The 20,150-nt window shown below is 44.9% G+C and carries 17 protein-coding genes; 9 read left to right on the forward strand and 8 right to left on the reverse strand.

All coding sequences use genetic code 11. The features are described from left to right. The first annotated feature begins 142 nt into the window (after positions 1-142). Positions 143-2,338, forward strand: coding sequence for an EAL domain-containing protein (locus E0D71_RS02515; RefSeq protein WP_133001712.1), 2,196 nt, complete (start codon positions 143-145; stop codon positions 2,336-2,338). A 68-nt stretch (positions 2,339-2,406) separates the two neighbouring features. Here E0D71_RS02515 and E0D71_RS02520 read toward each other — a convergent pair whose 3' ends face one another. From E0D71_RS02520 to ectA, 4 genes are all read right to left on the reverse strand, one after another. Beyond that, positions 2,407-3,846: an aspartate kinase gene (locus E0D71_RS02520; RefSeq protein WP_133001713.1), complete on the reverse strand. Its 1,440-nt coding sequence runs from the start codon at positions 3,844-3,846 to the stop codon at positions 2,407-2,409. 343 nt (positions 3,847-4,189) lie between these two features. After that, positions 4,190-4,579, reverse strand: a complete 390-nt coding sequence (locus E0D71_RS02525) for an ectoine synthase (RefSeq protein ID WP_115896201.1) — start codon at positions 4,577-4,579, stop codon at positions 4,190-4,192. A 137-nt stretch (positions 4,580-4,716) separates the two neighbouring features. Beyond that, entirely contained in the window at positions 4,717-6,030 is a 1,314-nt protein-coding gene (ectB, locus tag E0D71_RS02530) for a diaminobutyrate--2-oxoglutarate transaminase (RefSeq protein WP_133001714.1), read from the reverse strand. Between the two features lie 62 nt (positions 6,031-6,092). Next, on the reverse strand, positions 6,093-6,581 hold the full coding sequence (ectA, locus tag E0D71_RS02535) for a diaminobutyrate acetyltransferase (RefSeq protein ID WP_207923315.1): 489 nt from the start codon (positions 6,579-6,581) through the stop codon (positions 6,093-6,095). A 452-nt stretch (positions 6,582-7,033) separates the two neighbouring features. Between ectA and E0D71_RS02540 the strand changes: the two genes are divergently transcribed. Then, on the forward strand, positions 7,034-8,380 hold the full coding sequence (locus E0D71_RS02540) for a sodium-dependent transporter (protein WP_133001716.1): 1,347 nt from the start codon (positions 7,034-7,036) through the stop codon (positions 8,378-8,380). A gap of 120 nt (positions 8,381-8,500) precedes the next feature. Here the strand turns inward: E0D71_RS02540 and E0D71_RS02545 are convergent, their stop codons facing one another. Together E0D71_RS02545 and E0D71_RS02550 are read right to left on the reverse strand one after the other, a co-directional pair. Further along, on the reverse strand, positions 8,501-8,758 hold the full coding sequence (locus tag E0D71_RS02545) for a DUF2061 domain-containing protein (RefSeq protein ID WP_133001717.1): 258 nt from the start codon (positions 8,756-8,758) through the stop codon (positions 8,501-8,503). 108 nt (positions 8,759-8,866) lie between these two features. Next, positions 8,867-9,853 carry a MerR family transcriptional regulator gene (locus E0D71_RS02550; protein WP_133001718.1) on the reverse strand — a complete coding sequence of 329 codons (987 nt, stop codon included), beginning with the start codon at positions 9,851-9,853 and terminating at the stop codon, positions 8,867-8,869. 121 nt (positions 9,854-9,974) lie between these two features. On the opposite strand from E0D71_RS02550, the gene E0D71_RS02555 reads away from it, so the two are divergent. From E0D71_RS02555 to E0D71_RS02585, 7 genes are all read left to right on the forward strand, one after another. Beyond that, positions 9,975-10,997 (forward strand): FAD-dependent oxidoreductase, encoded by a 1,023-nt coding sequence (locus tag E0D71_RS02555; protein WP_133001719.1) that lies wholly within the window; start codon positions 9,975-9,977, stop codon positions 10,995-10,997. 22 nt (positions 10,998-11,019) lie between these two features. Continuing rightward, complete coding sequence (locus tag E0D71_RS02560; RefSeq protein WP_133001720.1) at positions 11,020-12,018, forward strand: DUF523 and DUF1722 domain-containing protein; 999 nt, start codon at positions 11,020-11,022, stop codon at positions 12,016-12,018. Positions 12,019-12,027: 9 nt separating this feature from the next. Beyond that, on the forward strand, positions 12,028-13,437 hold the full coding sequence (locus tag E0D71_RS02565) for an FAD-binding domain-containing protein (protein WP_133001721.1): 1,410 nt from the start codon (positions 12,028-12,030) through the stop codon (positions 13,435-13,437). 191 nt (positions 13,438-13,628) lie between these two features. Then, complete coding sequence (locus E0D71_RS02570; protein ID WP_133002111.1) at positions 13,629-14,108, forward strand: MarR family transcriptional regulator; 480 nt, start codon at positions 13,629-13,631, stop codon at positions 14,106-14,108. A gap of 235 nt (positions 14,109-14,343) precedes the next feature. Then, complete coding sequence (locus E0D71_RS02575) at positions 14,344-15,348, forward strand: ABC transporter substrate-binding protein (protein ID WP_133001722.1); 1,005 nt, start codon at positions 14,344-14,346, stop codon at positions 15,346-15,348. A 71-nt stretch (positions 15,349-15,419) separates the two neighbouring features. Continuing rightward, positions 15,420-16,319, forward strand: coding sequence for a proline/glycine betaine ABC transporter permease (locus tag E0D71_RS02580; RefSeq protein ID WP_133001723.1), 900 nt, complete (start codon positions 15,420-15,422; stop codon positions 16,317-16,319). Further along, on the forward strand, positions 16,312-17,487 hold the full coding sequence (locus E0D71_RS02585; protein ID WP_133001724.1) for a glycine betaine/L-proline ABC transporter ATP-binding protein: 1,176 nt from the start codon (positions 16,312-16,314) through the stop codon (positions 17,485-17,487). Before E0D71_RS02580 ends, E0D71_RS02585 begins: the two co-directional genes overlap by 8 nt. 71 nt (positions 17,488-17,558) lie before the next feature. Here E0D71_RS02585 and dapB read toward each other — a convergent pair whose 3' ends face one another. Continuing rightward, positions 17,559-18,359, reverse strand: a complete 801-nt coding sequence (gene dapB, locus E0D71_RS02590; protein ID WP_133001725.1) for a 4-hydroxy-tetrahydrodipicolinate reductase — start codon at positions 18,357-18,359, stop codon at positions 17,559-17,561. Between the two features lie 155 nt (positions 18,360-18,514). Then, on the reverse strand, positions 18,515-20,077 hold the full coding sequence (locus tag E0D71_RS02595) for a PAS domain-containing methyl-accepting chemotaxis protein (protein ID WP_133001726.1): 1,563 nt from the start codon (positions 20,075-20,077) through the stop codon (positions 18,515-18,517). Positions 20,078-20,150: the final 73 nt, after the last annotated feature.

The raw sequence follows: 20,150 nt of genomic DNA on the forward strand, positions 1-20,150 counted from the left end.
TTCCCTGTACATTCCTCGTTGTGACAGAGTCACCTTTCTGGTTCGCCATAGATAAATGATAGAGTGGATCATCACTGCGATTTATAATGGACTAGTAGAAGTAAATATCGCATCGATCGAGACATAGAAAAGGACTACATTGTTGATAAAAACTGAACTAAAACAACCTTCTGCTATTTTCATCGCTTGCGCTATTTTCTTCGCGATTATCTTTTTTGGTCTCTACTGGACCTACTCTTCAAATCAAGCGATCATAAAAGAACAAAAATTATTATTAAATGGTCTATCTAAAACTCAAGCATCGACAATAGAAAGACGCCTTTCTATTGCCTTCACGTCCACACAGTTGTTAGCCACCGAGATAGAGCACCATGGTGATGGCTTTAATGATTTTGACGACTTCGATGGGTATTCAAAAAACCTAATGAGTTTTATTGAAGGAATTTCCAGTTTACAACTCGCTCCAAATGGCATTATTGAGAAAATTTCACCGTTAAAAGGCAATGAATCGGCCATCGGTTTGGATATTTTTGCTGACCCCAAATATCGAGAGGCGGCGCTCCAAGCAATCGAAAAACACAAAATGATCGCCATAGGTCCAGTCCCTCTAGTCCAAGGTGGTACTGCCGTAATAGGTCGCTCCCCTGTTTACTTGTACCGAGGCACTCAAAGAGAAGTATTTTGGGGATTCGCGTCCGCAATTATTAGCCTAGATGAGCTATTAGAGCCCACTCGCTTAAAAGAGCTGGAGCGTGATGGTTACCAATATACCTTAACCCGTGTGCATCTAGACACGGGGCAAAAATTAACCTTTGCACAGTCATCGAAACCGCTCAGCAACATAGTATCCACAACGAATATCCACCTTCCTATTGGCACTTGGGAAATTAGCATTAGCCGTGACATTAGCAATCGTTTAACCAGCAACCTCATTTCTGGCAGTATATTGTCTTTGATTGCAGCACTGGCTATCTCTATTGGTTTCTACGCCATAGCGATTCAACCTCTACGCTTACACACATTAGTAAAAGAAAAAACTCAAGAATTACAACGTCTTGCTTATAATGACCCATTAACTAAGCTACCAAACCGCCGATACCTTAATGACCAACTACCGGCTCTGTTACGCTCTAATAAAAAGCGTCATCAAATTTCTGCCTTTATTTATTTTGACCTCGATAATTTTAAGCGCATCAATGACACTATTGGTCATGATGTGGGTGACAAAGTACTAGAAATTGTCGCACAGCGACTTGATTCGTTACGTTCTGAGTCTGATAAAGTTGTCCGCTTAGGTGGCGATGAATTTGGTATTTACCTTAGTAACATTGAAAATAAGCAAGAAGCAAAAGAACATGCCGAACGTGTCCTCGCCTACATCCACTCTCCCATTTGTATTGATGCCAAAGAATTTATTCTAAGCACTTCTTTAGGCATTGCTATGATTCCAGAGCACGGTGATAGCCTTGTCTCCATTATGCAGAATGCCGATATGGCACTTTATCAAGCAAAACAACGTGGTAAAAACCAATCTGTTTTTTATTCACATGATATGAAAGCCGCCACACTCGATCTTGTTGAAGCGGAAGATGACCTAACAAAAGCTCTGCAAAATGATGAATTTGAACTCTATTACCAACCTCAGTTCGATCTACAAACAAAACAGGTATTTGGCGCTGAAGCCCTTATCCGTTGGCACCACCCAACAAAAGGTCTTATTTTTCCTGATCAATTCATTCGACTAGCAGAAAACACAGGGCAAATTATCAAGCTTGGCCACTGGGTATTAGAAAATGGTATTTCGTATTTAGCCAGACGACGAGAACAAGGCCTGCCTTACATATTGTTGCATGTGAATCTTGCCTCCCAGCAACTTGCCGACCCACATTTTGTAACCGTGGTAAGAGCTTTACTCTATAAGTATCAAGTACCAGCAAAGTGGCTTGGCGTGGAAGTCACCGAAACCTCTTTATTAGAAGATATCAGCTTAGCCAAAGCCCTGCTGCAATCGTTAAAAGACATGGGGATTTGTGTTGCTATCGATGACTTTGGTACTGGCTACTCTTCATTAGGACAACTGAAAAACCTGCCGGTTAATTTGCTTAAAATTGACCGCAGTTTTGTCATGGATTTAGAGCGCGACCAAGCCGATCGAAAAATTGTTGAAGCCATCATTGCGATGGCCCACAAACTGGGCATCAAAGTTTTAGCGGAAGGCATAGAAAGCAAAGAGCAATGGGATATGCTGATGTCGTTTCAGTGTGACTTTGGGCAAGGCTATTATGTCAGTCGAGCCATACCTGAAGCAGACTTCAACGCGGCGCCTCCTATTCAGTGAAATATCCATGGCCATAAAAAACCCCGATTATCGTGACCAATAATCGGGGTTTTATGGTTTAGCTTCACTTAAGACGCTAGGCAGATAGCACGACCATGTTCATGCACTTCAACTAACTCTTTATGAAGGCTGCAAATAGTTCGCTCGTAGTCTTCTTCATCCACCACGAACTGCATATCCACTTGACGCATCGATTGGTGCATCGCGATCACGTTAACATCTTGTTCAGCAATCGCTTTGACCGCTTTCGCCAACATACCAGTGGTTTTCATATCACTGCCAATAGCCGATACAATCGCCACTTTGCGTTGCGTGATTTCCGCATCAGGAAAACGCTCATGCAATACTTTCATAACGCGCTTGAGTATCTTCAAGTTAATCGCCAAGTAGTGAGTAATCGTATTGGCGTTAATGTCTTTGGCAATAATATGGATATTGAATTGACGTAGTACCTTAAGAATGGACACATCAAATAGGTCAATATCGCCAGACATATCTTGGTCAAACAATTCCACCGCAAACACACCGCGAGAACCCGCAATGATTTCGACACAAGGTGCATCACTGACATAATCGCCGGTGATTAAGGTGCCGGTGTGCTCTGGCTCGAAAGTATTTTTTACCCGCAATGCAATATTATTTTGGCGTAGACCTTTGGCCGCTTTTGGATGGATCGCTTCCATCCCCAAGTTAGCAAGCTGGTCAGCCACATCGTAGTTAGTACGGCCAATCGGCACCGCTTTATTTTCACCCACCAAACGAGGGTCAGCGCTGCTTAAGTGAAATTCTTTGTGAATCACAGCTTCACGCGCTTCTGTCAGCACCGCAATGCGACTAAAGATCATTTCACTGTAGCCACGATCAAAGGTAGACATTAAGCCCGTTTCACTATGAGCGTACCCTGTTGCAACTGGCAACTGAGTATTCAGGTCTACACTCTTGAAGGTATCAAGAATGCGCTCGTCTAAAGACATGTGGTGAGCGGTGTTCCAACCTGTTAGATCGACAAATACCGCATTAACACCGTCGCGCTGCAACAAGGTCGCCGTGTTCCAGGCACTGTGCGCTTCGCCAATACTGGCCAACATTTCACGCACCGTTGCCAAATGCTCACTCAGGGAAAAGTGACCGTGCTGGCACAAACGGTGAAGATCTTCTAGGCATTCTCGAGCGTCTTGTAAACGATGATTAATGAAGTCGTTTGCTTTATGCAGCAACTCACCTTCAAATAAAGAGGCGTTAATGGCCAACATTGAATCGCACACATCTTGTAGTGCAACAGACCAAGAATCTTGTTTACGCTCTAACGCGAATAATGCATAAACCCCAGGCTCACCCGTCTTTTTATGCTCAAGCAGTTTGTCTGTAATGCCGCCATAAGCCGACACAACAAAAATACGATTATAAAGATCGTTCGTTTGAACGGGTTTGAAAACTATATTGTCACGCACCGAATGGTAGTCACTCATGGACGTACCACCGATTTTTTCAACTGTATGTTGTCCCATTTTACTTAACCTAATAAATTAAAGGGCTGAAGGGTAAACCACAGCCATGTTCAAACGCTGACGCTAATAGTGTCATAAGGTATGTTAAAAATTAAGTAGAAAAGTGACTTTTTAGCGCTTAATACTTGCCTCAACGCACGACGCTTTGGCTTCATTTATTGCTGACTAAATAGTCAGTAGGCGCCATACAACAAGGCGTCAAAAAAATACCAGCGTCCGCTATGAATAAACGCAGCTGGAGGCCAATCGTCTCTACCTTGGTCAACGTTAAGAACGACATGAATGTCGTCGGATAGGAAGAAAAAAGCGCCTCATTCAAAGACGCTTTTTTTTGCTGAAAAGCTTAATCAAGCAGCTCGTAAGCGCCTTCTGAATTATGGACTTCTTTACCGGTAATCGGTGGATTAAAAACGCACGCTAACTTCAACTCTTTAGAGGCTCGCAATGTGTGCGCGTCGTGTTTATCCAAGACATACACAACACCCGGTTTGATCTGGTGTTTTTGCCCTGTCTCTCGACTTTCTACTTCACCTTCACCTGAAATACAGTACACAGATTCAAGGTGATTTTGATAATGCATATCAAAGTCTTTGCCTTCGTATATCGTGGTGATATGGAAGGAAAACCCCATGTTATCTTCTTTTAATAACAGGCGAGTACTTTCCCAATTGCCGTCCGGAGAGACAACCCGGCGATCGGTCTTTTCACATTCGGCTAAATCACGTGCAAACATTCTGTTCTCCTGATAAATACTAAATCAATAAAGGCAGTGCTAAACACTACCGTGGCGACTTAAGGTGTTGAACTTACAATGTAGGCCACTCAAGTCAGAAACAGCGCCGCTCTAAAAGAGCGACGCATCAATAGACACTAGACAGCAATGTCATAGTTCTCATCAAAGTAGCTTTTCGCTTCTGGCATATCATCTTCCTTGGCGCAAATCTCACGAATCGCATTTTCCAGAATATCGATGCCTTCTTTTAAGTCTTCGTCTGGAATAATCAGCGGACATAGGAACTTCACAACTTGATCATCCGCACCGGAGGTTTCGATCATCAGGCCATTCTGGAAACATTTTTTGGTGATTTTTCCCGCCAATTCGCCACTGACGCAGTTAATACCACGCATCATGCCGCGCCCTTGTAGGATAAAGTTGCCCTCTCCATATTGGTCAACAATGCTCTGTGTACGTTGATGGATGTAATCCCCTTTGCGTTTGATCTCTTTTTCAAACGCATCGTCTTGCCAAAACGTATCGATCGCAGCCTTGGCCGTCACAAACGCCAAATTATTACCACGGAAGGTGCCGTTATGCTCACCAGGCTTCCATTCATCCAGTTCTGGCTTCATCAATACCACGGCAAATGGCAAGCCATAACCGCTCAAAGATTTCGACATAGTAACTATGTCAGGTGTAATGCCTGCGCCTTCAAAACTAAAGAAGGTGCCGGTACGACCACAACCCGCTTGGATGTCGTCCACGATCAGCAGCACCTTGTGCTTTTTACACACAGCCTCAAGGTTTTGTAACCAACCAAAGCTTGCAGCGTTAATGCCGCCCTCACCTTGTACGGTTTCAACAATGACCGCTGCCGGCAGATCCACACCGCTGCTTGAGTCGCTGAGAACCTTGTCTAGATATTCGGTGGTTTCAATGCCGTCGCCTAGATAGCCATCAAAAGGCACAGTGGATACGCCCGCGCCTAGGCTAGTGCCTGCTGCGCCGCGATGATGCGAGTTACCCGTGACGGATAATGCACCCAAGCTACAACCATGGAAGCCATTGGTGAAGCTGACGATGTTTTCTCGGCCGGTGACGTTGCGGGCCAATTTCAGAGCCGCTTCCACCGCATTGGTTCCTGTTGGTCCGGTGAATTGCATCATGTACTGCAGTTTACGGGGCTTAAGGATATGTTCATTAAAGCTTTCCATGAAAGCGGCTTTGGCTTTCGTATGCAGATCTAGGCCATGAGTAATGCCATCTTCCATGATGTATTCAACCAATTTTTGCTTGAATACTGGGTTGTTATGTCCGTAATTCAGAGTGCCGGCGCCAGCAAGGAAATCGATGTATTTGTTGCCATCCTCATCAAACAAATGCGCACCTTGAGCTCGGTGAAAGACACGTGGAAATGCTCGGGCGTAAGATTGTACTTCTGATTCAAGCTCTTCAAAAATTTTCATGCTATCGCTTCCTCTTAATTAAAATATCAGTGGGTGACACGGTACAGGGATCAGGACGCCTTCTAAAAAGGACCGATGCGAACCAAATACTCTGTGTCATGTTTGCCTTTAAAATGCGTTTCTTTGTCAAACTGAACCGACTCATTTAATGGCGAATTCAATTGCTTCGCTAAGCTTCGAAATAAAGCCCATGAACCTTCGTTTGACCGGGTGATCGTAGTTTCAAGGTAACGAACCCCAGCACAGCTTGGTCGTGACAAAATGTCTCTAAGCATCTTTTTTGCTAAGCCTTTGCCACGCGCAGACTCATGTACAGCAACCTGCCAAACAAATAAGGTGTCCGTTTTTGCAGGCAATAAATAACCTGAGATAAAACCAACCAGCGCATCATCCAGTTCAGCGGCGACGCTGGTGTCACTAAAATGATCACACTGCAGTAAATTGCAATAAACCGAATTCGTATCAAGTGGCGCACAGTCAGCCACCAACTGATTGACTTCCATACCATTTAACGCACTTGGTTTTTTCAGCTCTAACTTTTCTATAGTCATAATTTGACCCATTAGACAACAAAACAATAAACCAATATCACACCAGCTCAAAGTTCAAAAAAACGCCCTAAATCAATAAAAAAACTATCGTCATAGGGCGTGAGCTGACATCAAATTGATTTGATGTCTAATCATTCTATCGAGTTAAAAGACAATGTCCAGCGCTTATTTAGAGCACTAATGTTTTGTTGTGGAAGTATTTGACTGCGAGAAATGTCGCTATCCCTTGCCCTCTCTTGCTTTCCGAGAAATAACAGGATTCTTCATTTTCCCGTAAAAAATGTCATTTTTTGTTGCATGATGAGAACAAAATTCGGAAAATCTCGCCCCTAAATAAAGTCTTCCCTAAAAATAGATCCCTTAAATAAAGTGGGAATTATTGAGTGGTCTTAATAAGAAGAGACTTTGTTCGCTGTTTATATATTTTGTTTTCAACTATTTAGAGATCATTTATGCAAGAAAAAACATCCATCCAAGGCTCGTGGGCGAGTCGTTGGATTTTTATTATGGCGGCCACGGGATCGGCTGTCGGTTTGGGCAATATTTGGAAGTTTCCTTACATTACAGGTGAGAATGGCGGTGGCGCTTTTGTACTCGTGTATCTAGTCTGTATTTTATTGGTTGGTATTCCAATCATGATGACGGAGGTTTTCATTGGCCGCCGAGCTCGAAAAAACCCGATTCACGCGCTAGAAGATGTGGCAGAAGAATCCGAAACAACCCGCGCTTGGGGTTTGATCGGTGTAATGGGGCTGCTATCTGGCGTACTTATCTTCTCTTTCTATTCTGTTGTTGCTGGCTGGGTACTTCACTACATCAAAGCCATGGCAACGGGCGAGCTTGCAGGCGCTACCTCTGAGCAAGCCAGTGCCGCGTTTAACGCTTTATTAGCAGACCCAATGACCTTGCTAGGCTGGCACACACTGTTCACCATTATGACAATTATAGTAGTCGCACGTGGTGTAAACAAAGGCTTAGAAACAGCCACCCGCATCATGATGCCAGCACTTTTCGTCCTGCTATTGGTGTTGTTTGGTTACGCAATGACAACCAGCGGCTTCTCTGCTGGCTGGCATTTCATGTTTGACTTTGATTTCAGCAAAATAACGTGGGATTCCGTATTAGTCGCATTAGGTCACTCATTCTTCACCCTATCCTTGGGGATGGGTACTATCATGGCTTACGGCTCTTACATGCCTAAGAAAGCTTCTATTGGCAGCACAGTCCTAGCCATAGGCGCATTGGATACCTTAGTTGCCTTGGTTGCGGGTCTTTGTATTTTCCCAATCATTTTCGCTAATGGTATGGATCCTGCGGCTGGCCCAGGTTTGATGTTTATCTCTTTGCCTGTTGCTTTTGGACAAATGCCTGGCGGCCAGTTCTTTGGCTTCCTATTCTTTGTTCTGGTTGGCGTTGCCGCTTGGACTTCTGCAATCTCTCTAATGGAGCCGACTGTTGCTTACCTAGTTGAGCGCTTTAAAATGGGTCGTTGGAAAGCCTCCATACTCTTAGGCTCTGCAGTTTGGGCTTTGGGTATTGCTTGCCTAGGTTCTTTCAGCTTTATGAGTGATGTCACTATGTTCGGCAAAACAACGTTCGACTTCTTAGATTACATTACCGCCAATATCATGATGCCGCTTGGTGGTATTTTGACCGCTATCTTTGCTGGCTGGTTTGTTAAAAGCAAATACGCGAAAGAAGAACTTAGCATTTCTGATGCCTTTTATCGCTTCTGGCGATTCGCAATTCGCTTCATTGCCCCGATCGCCATTGCGATTGTGTTCTATCTGAACCTGTAATGAGGCCATAGTACGAAAAAAGCCCCGTTGACAAGGCGTCACGGGGCTTTTTTATGGCGTATTCTTGATCTGAGGAAAAACACCAAAGACGCTCTACATTCGCGTCTTATCATACCAAGATCACATGCCTCTTAGGGCGTAACTTTCACTCGCTGCTTGCCAAGCATTATCAAACTTTGATGCTTTCTTCATGCTGTGATTTTTCTTCGTGCTGTCATGTTTTGTCCAAAACAGCTCATGAAAGTAAAAAGCAACCGTGTTAATCGCAGGCTCAACAATGGCAACCAAGCCACCAACAATAAAACTTCCAGTAATTAAATAAGCCACGCTAAAGGCAATGGTAAAGTGCATAACAGCAAAAGTAATGGTCTTAGTCATGTGATTCTCCTCGTTTTGTCTCTTAGTTATAGACTACTCGAGGCACATAAATAGATAAAATATATTATTGTTATCTATCTAATAGTTTTTTAAATTCACACAATCCATTTACTCCTCACCACCTAGCCTTTCTAGTGTCGCCGTCACGCCTTCTAACGCCTCAGAATACACCTTCACCGAGCCAATTTCAGTCATGTCATCAGCGTGCGCCGCTAACCAGAAACTGGCACCAATTAAGGCAACTGGCTCACCCCATGCATCCAATGCAGTAATCAAATCCGTGGATTTAGGTGCGAGTTCATTTTCACAAAATGCAATAAGTGCACTCGGCTCAAGCCCTTCTATCAGTGCTTGCCAATCTTGGCCAGAGGACATATTGGGCAAAACACAACAAGCGAAACCTTGATCGCTAAACAGCGCAGACGCCATATAACACCAAAGTGTACGCTCTCCATACAACCCAGTAATTAACACCTTAGGGGCATTTACATGTTGGTTTTTAAGCGACGCAAGACGGCCAGCTAAACAACGACTCAATACTGCGTTGCAGAAGCGCGCATGCACACCAACAGTCAGTTGTTCTAGGCTGGGCAATATCCAATTTTTAAACGCTACTAAAGGAGGATATTGGGAGAATATCTGCTGATATAAATGCTCTATTTTATCTTCATTAAATTGTCGTGACAGATTGATCAATGAAGCCTGCCACTCTATCCATTCCGTTGCTGGGGTAACATTTTCAGCACTTTCCTCACGATCAAGCAATGCTCTGACTTTACTCACGGCCACACCTTGTTGCACCCATCGAACAATGGCGTCAACGCGCGCAACATCCTCTTCACTGTAAAGTCGATGGCCCTTTTCTGTACGCTGCGGTTTAAGCAAACCATAGCGGCGCTCCCATGCTCTTAAGGTCACAGAATTCACCCCAGTTTTTGCCGATAGAGTACGAATAGGAAAATTCACCTCTTCGCTTTCTGTGTTCAACTCAATCATATCTTGGTCCACTTGATCACTTCCTTTCTTATTATCCGCCTCTATTACTTGGCGCCACCAAACGCAGTCTTTCAGCGCCATGATGGCTTTCGAGTTCATTAATAATAGTTGATATCAAAATATTATACAGTGTTTCTTTTTGTACAACACTATTGCTTTTGTTATACGAGCTACTATATTGTATAAGAATAAGTGTTACAAAACTAAAGGATGTACAAGTATGAAGCATGCCCAGATACCCACAAACACTTCGTTACTCTACGATGTCGCCATTATTGGTGCGGGCATTGCTGGAAGCCTTTGTGCAAACCTATTAAGCAAAGCTGGTCATCAAGTCTGTGTGCTGGAAAAAAGCCGTGGTACTGGCGGCCGAGCTGGCAGCAAGCGACTAAACGATGAACAAAGCTGCGACCTTGGTACCCCCTTTATTCGCTCTACTCAGGCAAGCACTCAAGCTATTTTAGCGGCCCTTAGTGACATAGGTGTCGCCCAACGTTGGCCGCAGTTACCACAAAAAGAGCAAGAAAATGACGCACAATATTATGTAGGCACACCTAAAATGAGTGCACTTACACGCCATTGGCTCAATAACATCGCGTTGATTTCAAACACTCGAATACACCATATTGAGCGTATAAAAAAGCAAAATGAAGACTGCTGGCAATTGCATAACGACCATTACAGCAAACACTTTTTTGCCAAACGCATCGTCATAGCAACGCCCGCACCACAAGCGGCGATCTTACTTGCCAACACCCCAGACATTGACACATTGCTACTAAAAGCGATTCAAGCCGGACAGACATACCAGTCGCAATGGGCAATGTGGCTAGAAACAGAGACAAGTACGCTTCCATCCATAATCGAAGCGACAGATTCCCCGCTAGCAAGGTTGATTAAAGACAACCAGAAACCTTGCAGAACGCCAGCACAAGAACGCTGGGTGCTACAAACGACACCAGAATGGGCTCAGAAACATCTGAACAAAGAAAACCAAGAAATTACCGAGCTGTTGACCAAGGCCTTTAAAGAGCAAACACAGCTCACCCCTAGCGCCTACGGAGAGCCTCATCGATGGTTATTAAGTCGCTCCCAGCCGATAGTAGAAAACGCGCCCTATTTATGGGACAAGCAGCAAGACATTGGTCTTATTGGCGACTGGCTATCCCAAGGTGACGCAGAAGGAGCCATGCTTAGCGCACTCTCTTTATGCGACCACCTTAGCAATGAACTCAGCGAATAACTTACCCTAGTTGGAGAGTATTATGACAACCCCAAACACTATCTCACACGCTTCTTTATCAGCCGACCACTTGTCCCATAAAATTCCGGTCGGCATCAGCGCCTGTTTATTAGGTGATAATGTGCGCTTTAACGGCGGGCACAGCCGATCCGCTTATTGCGATACGAGCTTGAGCGATTATTTTGAATACCAGAAATTTTGCCCTGAAGTGGCAGCTGGATTTGGCACTCCAAGACCGACCGTTCGCCTAGAAGGCGATCCAAGCAACCCTAGAATGACCTACTCAAACCAGAAAGGCGGCGATATTACCGCCACTTTCATGGACGCGACTCGCCCTTATTTAGACAAATTAGAGCATCTTGATGGCTATATCCTCATGAAAAACTCACCAAGCTGCGGTTTAGAGCGCATCAAGGTCTATCAAGAAAATGGCCATCCTCATATGGAACGCAGCGCCGGTTTATTCACCAAAGCATTAAAAGAACGCTACCCATTGCTGCCAATGGAAGAGGATGGGCGTCTAAATGACCCAGCGTTAAAAGAAAACTTTCTGCTGCGCGTGTTTGCGCATCACGAATTTCGTCACAGCGTCACAGCAAAACCGAGTATGAAGGCGCTAATTGCTTTTCATAGTCGTTATAAATATCTCGTGATGGCGCATTCGCAACCTGCTTATAAGGCGTTAGGAAAAATGCTATCAGGCAATGATCCGAGACCTTTTGAGGCATTAAAAGAAGCCTACTTTCAGGCCTTGATGACAACCCTATCCACACCTGCGAAACGCAAAAACCACTGTAATGCGTTAATGCACCTAGTAGGGTATTTAAAACGTTCGGTGGATGTCTCAATCCGCAAAGACATTATCGGTGTGATTGAGCAATACCGTCGTGGCGAAGTGAATCTGGCCACGCCGATGACATTGCTCGGCCATTATCTGAACCACTATGGTAGTCAGTACGTAAAAGAACAGCGCTACTTTGCACCTTACCCAAGCGCTTTAGGCATTCGTAACACAGTTTAGGACTTTATTATGGCTATTAAACACCTTGTTTGGCTTCGCAATGACCTTCGCTGGCTCGACAACCCTGCGCTTTATTACGCGGCGCTTGAAGGGAACATTCGAGTACTGGTGACTGCAACGCCAACGCAATGGAAAAAACACCACGAATCCAAGGCTAAAATAGGATTGCGAGCCGGGTTGATTCGTCGATTATTTGCAAAACTAGCAGACTCTGGCATTCCTGCAGAACTGATTACTGTGGATACGTTTGACGATCTACCAGATGCCCTTGAGCGCTATTGTTTAAGCCATGGCGTAGAGCACATTTGGTTTAATCAAGACATTCCGATTGACGAACAACAAAGGGACCAAGGGGTCAGCCAACAGTTAAGAGGCAAAGGCATTGAAAGCCATCCCCAAAGTGTCGATTTGATCGTGCCGAATGCAGTATTAAGCCAACAAGGGACGCCCTTCAAAGTCTTTACTCCCTTCTTTAAACGCTGGCTGTCCTTGCTCTCCATGCAAGATTGGCAACCATTGCCGGAGCCCGCGCCTCAAGGTGAAGCCCTTGACTTTATCGAGCCTGAAATCCATTGGGATCAAACCTATCGAGATGACCTATGGATACCAGATCAAGAGATAGCAAAACAAAAGCTCTGGCACTTTTGTTACACCAAAGAGGCCGATTATCAGGCAAAACGTGATTATCCCATGGAACCTGGAACAAGCACCTTATCGCCTTATCTGGCGTTGGGTGCACTCGGTCCAAGAGAATGTTTATTTGCGATCCAATATGTCTGTGAGCAAACCGATCGCCGATGGCAAGACAGTATTTGGCTAAAAGAATTGGCTTGGCGTGACTTCTACCGCCAACTAATGGGCCACTTTTCTTTTCTAGCGATGGGAAAACCTTTTAAGAACGAAACCGACTTTATTCGCTGGAATCAAGATGAGGCACTGTTTGAGGCTTGGACACAAGGCAACACAGGCTTTCCCATCGTTGATGCCGCCATGAGACAACTCAATCAAACAGGCTGGATGCACAACCGACTGAGAATGGTTAGCGCCAGTTTTTTAAGCAAATTAATCTTTGCCGATTGGCGCAAGGGCGAAGCGTATTTTATGAGTAAGTTAGTCGATGGTGAATTCTCAGCCAACAATGGAGGCTGGCAATGGAGCGCGTCTACAGGCTGCGATGCCGCCCCTTACTTTCGAGTGTTCAACCCTACCCGTCAATCTGAGACTTACGATGCAAAGGGGGACTTCATCCGACGCTTTGTTCCCGAGTTGAAAACACTGGATGCAAAGTCGATTCATAACCCATCGCCTGCGCAAAGAATCGAATGCGGCTACCCCTCCCCGATACTTGATTACAAAGCAGCGCGGCTTGCGGCGATTCAATCCTTTGCTGACTTAAAGGAGATTAAAGAGCATAAGTAAGCTGGGCATTGCTGACAATAATCCAGTGCATTAGTTACTTTCCCATTTTTAAAATGCAGACTATGATTAGAGCTATAAATTGTTTACCTTATAATAGACTTACTCGCCTAAAGTTAATAATTATAAAGAGTTTAACCAATGGCTTTGAAAGCATATAATTTGCGGAAATTTTAATGGATAACACTCGTAACATGTCAGAATCTCAACACCTCCATGATGTGCTCGTTCATCTGAGACGCATCATCCGCGCCACGGACTTACAATCAAAACGTGTTGTTAAAGCCTGCGGACTTACTATTCCCCAAATCATGGTACTTCGGTCAATTGAAGAGCTAGGTGATGTTACTGTTCGTAAGATTTCAGACAGTGTTTCACTAAGCCAAGCAACGGTAACCACCATTTTAAACCGCTTGGAAGACCGCAAACTCGTAGAACGAGTCCGAGCACAAAAAGATAAGCGCATCGTCAATGCAAGATTAACTGAAATGGGGCGCTCTATTTTACAGACTACGCCACCGCTACTTCATGAGAAATTCATTGGTGAATTCGAGTCTTTACAAGGCTGGGAACAAACCCAAGTGCTATCATCTCTGCAACGAATCGCCATCATGATGGACGCTGAAAGCATTGATGCGGCACCATTATTGGATATCAACTCTCCAAATATCTAAGACACAACAATTTGCAACAAAAGCTCACTGGTGGAAACAAGTGAGCTTTTTTTTGCCTTTTTCAGCTAAAAACAAGCTAAACCTCGCCCAAAACGCCTCTTTTCGTTCCTTTTTATATGCTAAAAAAAAGTCATTTCTGACACCAATATGACAAACATTTGATAAATTCATTTAGATGTGTAAACTAATTTTAGTTTGATGACTAATAATTATAGATCACAACAGGAACCTAACCATGTATACCAAAAGCCTTATTGCTGGTGTTTTAACACTTGCAGCGACCTCGTCATTTGCAGCAGCAAGCAGCTGTGGCAAAGTACAAATCGCAGATATGAACTGGAATTCAGCGTCCTTTATGGCCAATGTTGATAAATTTATTCTTAATAACGGCTACGGCTGTGACGCAGAATTAATACCAGGAGACACCATGCCAACCAGTACTTCCATGGTTGAAAAAGGGCAACCCGACATAGCCCCAGAAATGTGGACAAACGCGGTCAGTGAGCTGATTGATCGAGGTGTAAAAGAAAAACGCCTAAGCATCGCTGGTAAATCGTTATCAGATGGTGGCGAAGAAGGTTTCTGGGTTCCAAAATACATGGTCGATAAAGACCCATCATTGGCGACCATTCAGGGTGTGATGAAACACGCTAAAGAGTTCCCAAACCCTGAAAACGATGCTGTTTCGGCCTTTTATGGCTGTCCTGCTGGATGGGGCTGCCAAATAAGTGCTGGCAATTTATTTAAGGCACTTCACCTTGAAGACGCTGGTTTTGAGTTAATTGATCCAGGTTCAGCGGCGGGGCTATCTGGCTCATTAAGCCGTGCCTATGAGCGCAAAGCACCTTGGTTTGGTTACTACTGGGCACCAACGGCCATTTTAGGCAAATATGAAATGGTTAAGGTAGATTTTGGCTCAGGTATTAACCAAGAGCACTACATGAACTGTATTACGAAAGACAGTTGCCTAGATCCTAAAGTGACTATGTATCCACCTTCCCCTGTGTACAGCATCACCACAACCGAGTTTGCTAAACGTGCACCACAAGCCTATGCCTACACGGCAAAACGCTCATTTACTAACGCTCAGATGAACAAGCTACTTGCTTGGATGGAAGACAACCAAGCGGATGGCCAGTACGCCGCTGAGAACTTCATGATGAACCATGAAGACATTTGGTCTAAATGGGTAAATAAAGACGTGAAAGCCAAACTTGACAAAGCTATCAACAATCTATAATTCGTTAAGATAACAAAGAGCCATGCCTTTGCATGGCTCGATACCCTGCTTTACTCTTTGAGACATTATTTATGATAGACAGCTCCTGGTTAACAGAATTTCCAGATATGAGCCGACGTGATCTGCTGGCCATACGACAAACACTAGACAGTGCCTACCGAACTTTTTCCCGCGCTTACGGCCAATCGATCGAGGACTTTTTCAACCCTCTCTTACACTTCCTTATTTGGTTTGAAGACCTATTAATACAAACACCTTGGTGGATTGTACTTGCCGCCATTGTCGGCTTAGTTTATGCCGCAACGCGATCATGGCGATTATGCCTAGGCGTTCTCGCTTCTTTTCTAGCCATTGGTTACTTTGGCATGTGGGAAGACACCATGCGGACACTCAGCATCATTACTGTGTGTACCATATTGTCCATCTGCATAGGGATTCCCATTGGCATCTTAATGGCAGGCTCCGATAGAGCTCGCTCCATCATCACGCCGCTTCTCGACATCATGCAAACCATGCCTGCGTTTGTCTACTTGATCCCTGTGGTGATGCTATTGGGCATCGGTAAAATTCCGGGCGTTATTGCGGTGGTCATCTACGCCATTCCACCTGTTATTCGGTTGACAAATTTGGGCATACGCCTAGTCAACAAAGAAACACTGGAAGCCGCCACAGCTTACGGCGCAACAGCGACACAACGACTGTTCGGTGTACAAATCCCATTGGCCATGCCAACGATCATGGCAGGCATTAACCAAACTATTATGATGGCTTTGGCCATGGTGGTAGTGGCCTCTATGATCGGTGTTAAAGGCCTAGGTCAACCGGTGTTAAAATCCATCACCAACCAATATTTCACTCTCGGGTTACTTAATGGTCTAGCAATTGTCGCATTAGCAATCATTTTCGACCGTGTTTCTCAGACTTATGCAAAACGCGCTCAAAGACATATGGAAGGAAATGATAATGGATAATAATCGCGAAACATTAATAGAGATAGAAGGCCTTTATCAGATCTTCGGTGAAGAGCCCAATGACGTATTACCCCAGGTAAAAGCTGGCGCTAGCAAAGAAGATGTACTCGCAGAAACAGGCCATACTGTTGGTCTTAGAGACATAAACCTAACCATTAAGCGCGGCGAGATTTTCGTTATTATGGGCCTTTCTGGTTCAGGGAAATCCACGCTTATTCGCCACTTTAACCGCTTAATTGATCCAACGGCAGGCAAAATCAAAGTCGACGGCGAAAACATCATGGCGCTCTCACCAAAAGAGCTGATCACGTTTCGTCGTCACAAAATGGCCATGGTATTCCAACACTTTGGTCTAATGCCACACAGAAACGTCGTGGACAACGTAGGTTACGGTCTGTCCATTAAGGGCGAGAAGAAAACGGATTGGGTGCCAAAAGCCACTCAGTGGCTCGATACCGTAGGCTTAGCGGGCTACGAAGAGCAATACCCTTCCCAACTGTCTGGTGGGCAACAGCAACGCGTTGGCTTAGCCAGAGCGTTGTGCACAGACGCTGAAATTCTTCTTATGGACGAAGCCTTTTCCGCTTTAGATCCGCTGATTCGCAGCGAAATGCAAGAACAACTTATTGAACTGCAAGAGAATCTGCAGAAAACCATTATCTTTATCACCCACGATTTAGACGAAGCGTTGCGTTTGGGGGATCGAATTGCCGTTCTGAAAGACGGCAAACTCGTCCAAATTGGTACTCCAGTCGATATCATGCTACGCCCTGCTGACGACTACGTTAAAGCCTTTGCCAGCGACGTTAACCGAGCAAGAGCTTTATCAGTACAAACGGTAATGACGCCAAGCACTGAAAAACTCGACGCCAATACGGTAAAAGAAGCGAAGGCCAACTTCCCTCAAGACAAAGAATACGTATTTGTGTTTAACAACGAAGGCTATCAAGGTGTGCTTACCAAAGAACAAGCCACCACTTTAGACGACGAAAGCCCCCTAAAAGACGCGCTTCATCCCGTACCGTCTGTACGTAAAGCCAACCTATTGCAAAAGGTTATCCCTTTGTCTCTTAACACTCGATTTGACTTACCTGTTGTGAATAAAGCAGGCGAACTAACCGGTCGACTTGAGGCTCGAAAATTAGCGGACGTTCTCTCTCCGAGTTAACTTTCTAGTGTATGGCAAACAATAAAAATGGCCGCAATCGCGGCCATTTCTTTGTGTCCAATAACAGCAAGTTATTTTAGGTTCAGTACATCTTGCATATCGTACATAGCCGCTGATTTACCTGACAGCCATTTGGCCGCACGGACTGCGCCTTTAGCAAAAGTCATACGACTGCTGGCTTTATGAACGATCTCAATACGCTCGCCCTCTGTTGCAAACCAAACACTGTGCTCGCCCACGACATCGCCGGCGCGAATGGTTTCAAAACCAATTTCTTTTTGCGTACGAGCGCCTGTCTGACCTTCACGACCGTAAACAGCACATTCTTTAAGGTCACGACCTAACGCCTCAGCAACCACTTCTCCCATACGCAACGCCGTGCCAGAAGGAGAATCCACTTTGTGTCTGTGATGCGCTTCGACAATTTCAACGTCGTAATCATCGCCCAAAATTTCAGCTGCCGTAGCCAACAACTTTAACGTCAAGTTCACACCAATACTCATGTTAGGTGCGAAAACAACAGGAGACTGTTCTGAAAAAGAAGTTAATGTCGCCTTCTCTTCATCGTTTAAGCCAGTTGTGCCAACCACAATCGCTTTATTATGTTGCGCACAAAATGCAGCGTTTTCTAACGTCAGTGCCGGTGTTGTAAAATCAATCAACACATCAAAATCGGTTACGCAGTCATCCAGTGATGACACAGCGGCAACGCCAAGCTTACCAATACCTGCTATCTCACCCGCGTCCGCGCCAACAAGTGAACTTCCTGCTTTCACAATAGCCGCGCCAAGAGAAACACCTTCCGCCTCGTTCGCTGCGATAATCAAATTCTTTCCCATGCGCCCAGACGCACCAATTACTGCTATTCGCATCTTATTTCACCCTTAACAATAGATTTCGCAAACCATAACAAATACTGACAACTTTCTCAGCTACTAATGCCATTAAAAAAGCCCAGAAGCGCACTTAGTAACGAGTACTAAGCGGTTCTTCTAGGCTTTTTTATAAGGCGCTTTCTGTTTCTTTTTTACGATTTCATACGTTCAGCCAGATTGCCTTGCTCGTACGCTTCTTCTTCAATGTGCGCAATATTCGTAACCGTATTTTCAGCGCGCTCGATGCTTGCCAAACTCAAGGCATCCACTTGCTGCATCTGCTCGTTCAGATCACGCGCCACACCAGCCTGCTCTTCTGAAGAGACATTAATTTGCGCCGTCATTTCAACAATATGCTTAATAGAGGATTCTATCGTCTGCATTTTCTCAGCCACTTGCTCCACTCGGCTCACACCTTCTTGTGCAACAAGGCTGCCCTTATCAATCGCTTGGGTAACGTCAGAGGTGTTTTTCTTCAACTCTTCGGTCATTTCATTAATGCTTTGCGTCGCCGCTTGCGTTCTGATTGCCAGCGCTCGAACTTCATCGGCTACGACGGCAAATCCGCGCCCCGCCTCACCTGCTCGTGCCGACTCAATCGCCGCATTCAAAGCAAGTAAGTTGGTTTGATCGGCAATGTCACTAATCGAATTCACCACATTATTAATGCTATCACTGCGCTCAGCCAATATCTCTACCACGCCTTTGGCCGCCGATATTTCAGAATACACTTGTCTCATGGTGTCGCCAGTATCAAGCGCCAAACTTTGACTTTCACGCGCTGAAATTGCCACCAACTCTGTCGCTTCAGCCGCTCTGCCAACGTGCTCTGCCACATCATTAACACTTTGCAATAGCTGCGAGCTTGCCGCCACAACGCTTCTAAACGTATCTCGCTGTTTAGTAAAGTTATCTAAATTGCTCGCCACACTGACTTTGACATTGGAAGCGCGTTTGCGTAACTGCTCTGACCCTTCCAGTAAGCGATAGCGGAAAGTATTGCCTGCGGCGTCCTGATGAGTATGACCAAAACGCACTGCTGCCTTGCTACCAATGCTTTTACAATATAAATACTGACCTATTGGGTTTTGTGCTTCGATTGGAAGATTCCGTAACGTGGCATCTAAAGACTGCTTTTGAATAAACAGCAACCACACACCAATAACGCCAGCCAACCCACCCAACACTTGCAAAGGCAAACTTGCAGACAGCAGAGCAACGCACGTCATAAGCACAACAATAAGCAATAGCGGCCACACACTGTTGCTGAAAAAAGACGCCACTTTAGTACTCGTCGGTATCGCTTTTTTACCGCTATTTAGCCGATCATAAAATGACTGCGCATGCTGAATCTCATCACGCGTTGCTTTTCGGCGCACGGATTCATAACCGATAATTTTTCCATTATCTAACAAGGGACTAACGTGAGCACTTACCCAATAGTGGTCGCCGTTCGCACAACGGTTTTTCACCAAACCCATCCAGCTATTGCCTTGTTTCAAGTTGCTCCACATATCAGCAAACACAGCAGGCGGAACATCTGGGTGACGAATGACGTTATGCGCTTTACCTATTAATGACTCACGTTCATAGCCAGCCACATCACAAAAGTGATCGTTAACAAAGGTAAGACGCCCTTTTGTATCCGTACTTGAGACAATCTGATAATCCGCAGGAAAATCATATTCTTTGTTGGTAACAGGCATTTTTTTCATAAACAGTTCCAGGTCTCTTTGTTATATTTTAGCCACCATTCTTGTGGCCTTATTGTTGTCTTTATGGGAGTTT

Origin of the sequence: Marinomonas sp. KMM3893 (assembly GCF_004352855.1) — a bacterium.
In the GTDB taxonomy this organism is placed as follows: domain Bacteria; phylum Pseudomonadota; class Gammaproteobacteria; order Pseudomonadales; family Marinomonadaceae; genus Marinomonas; species Marinomonas arenicola.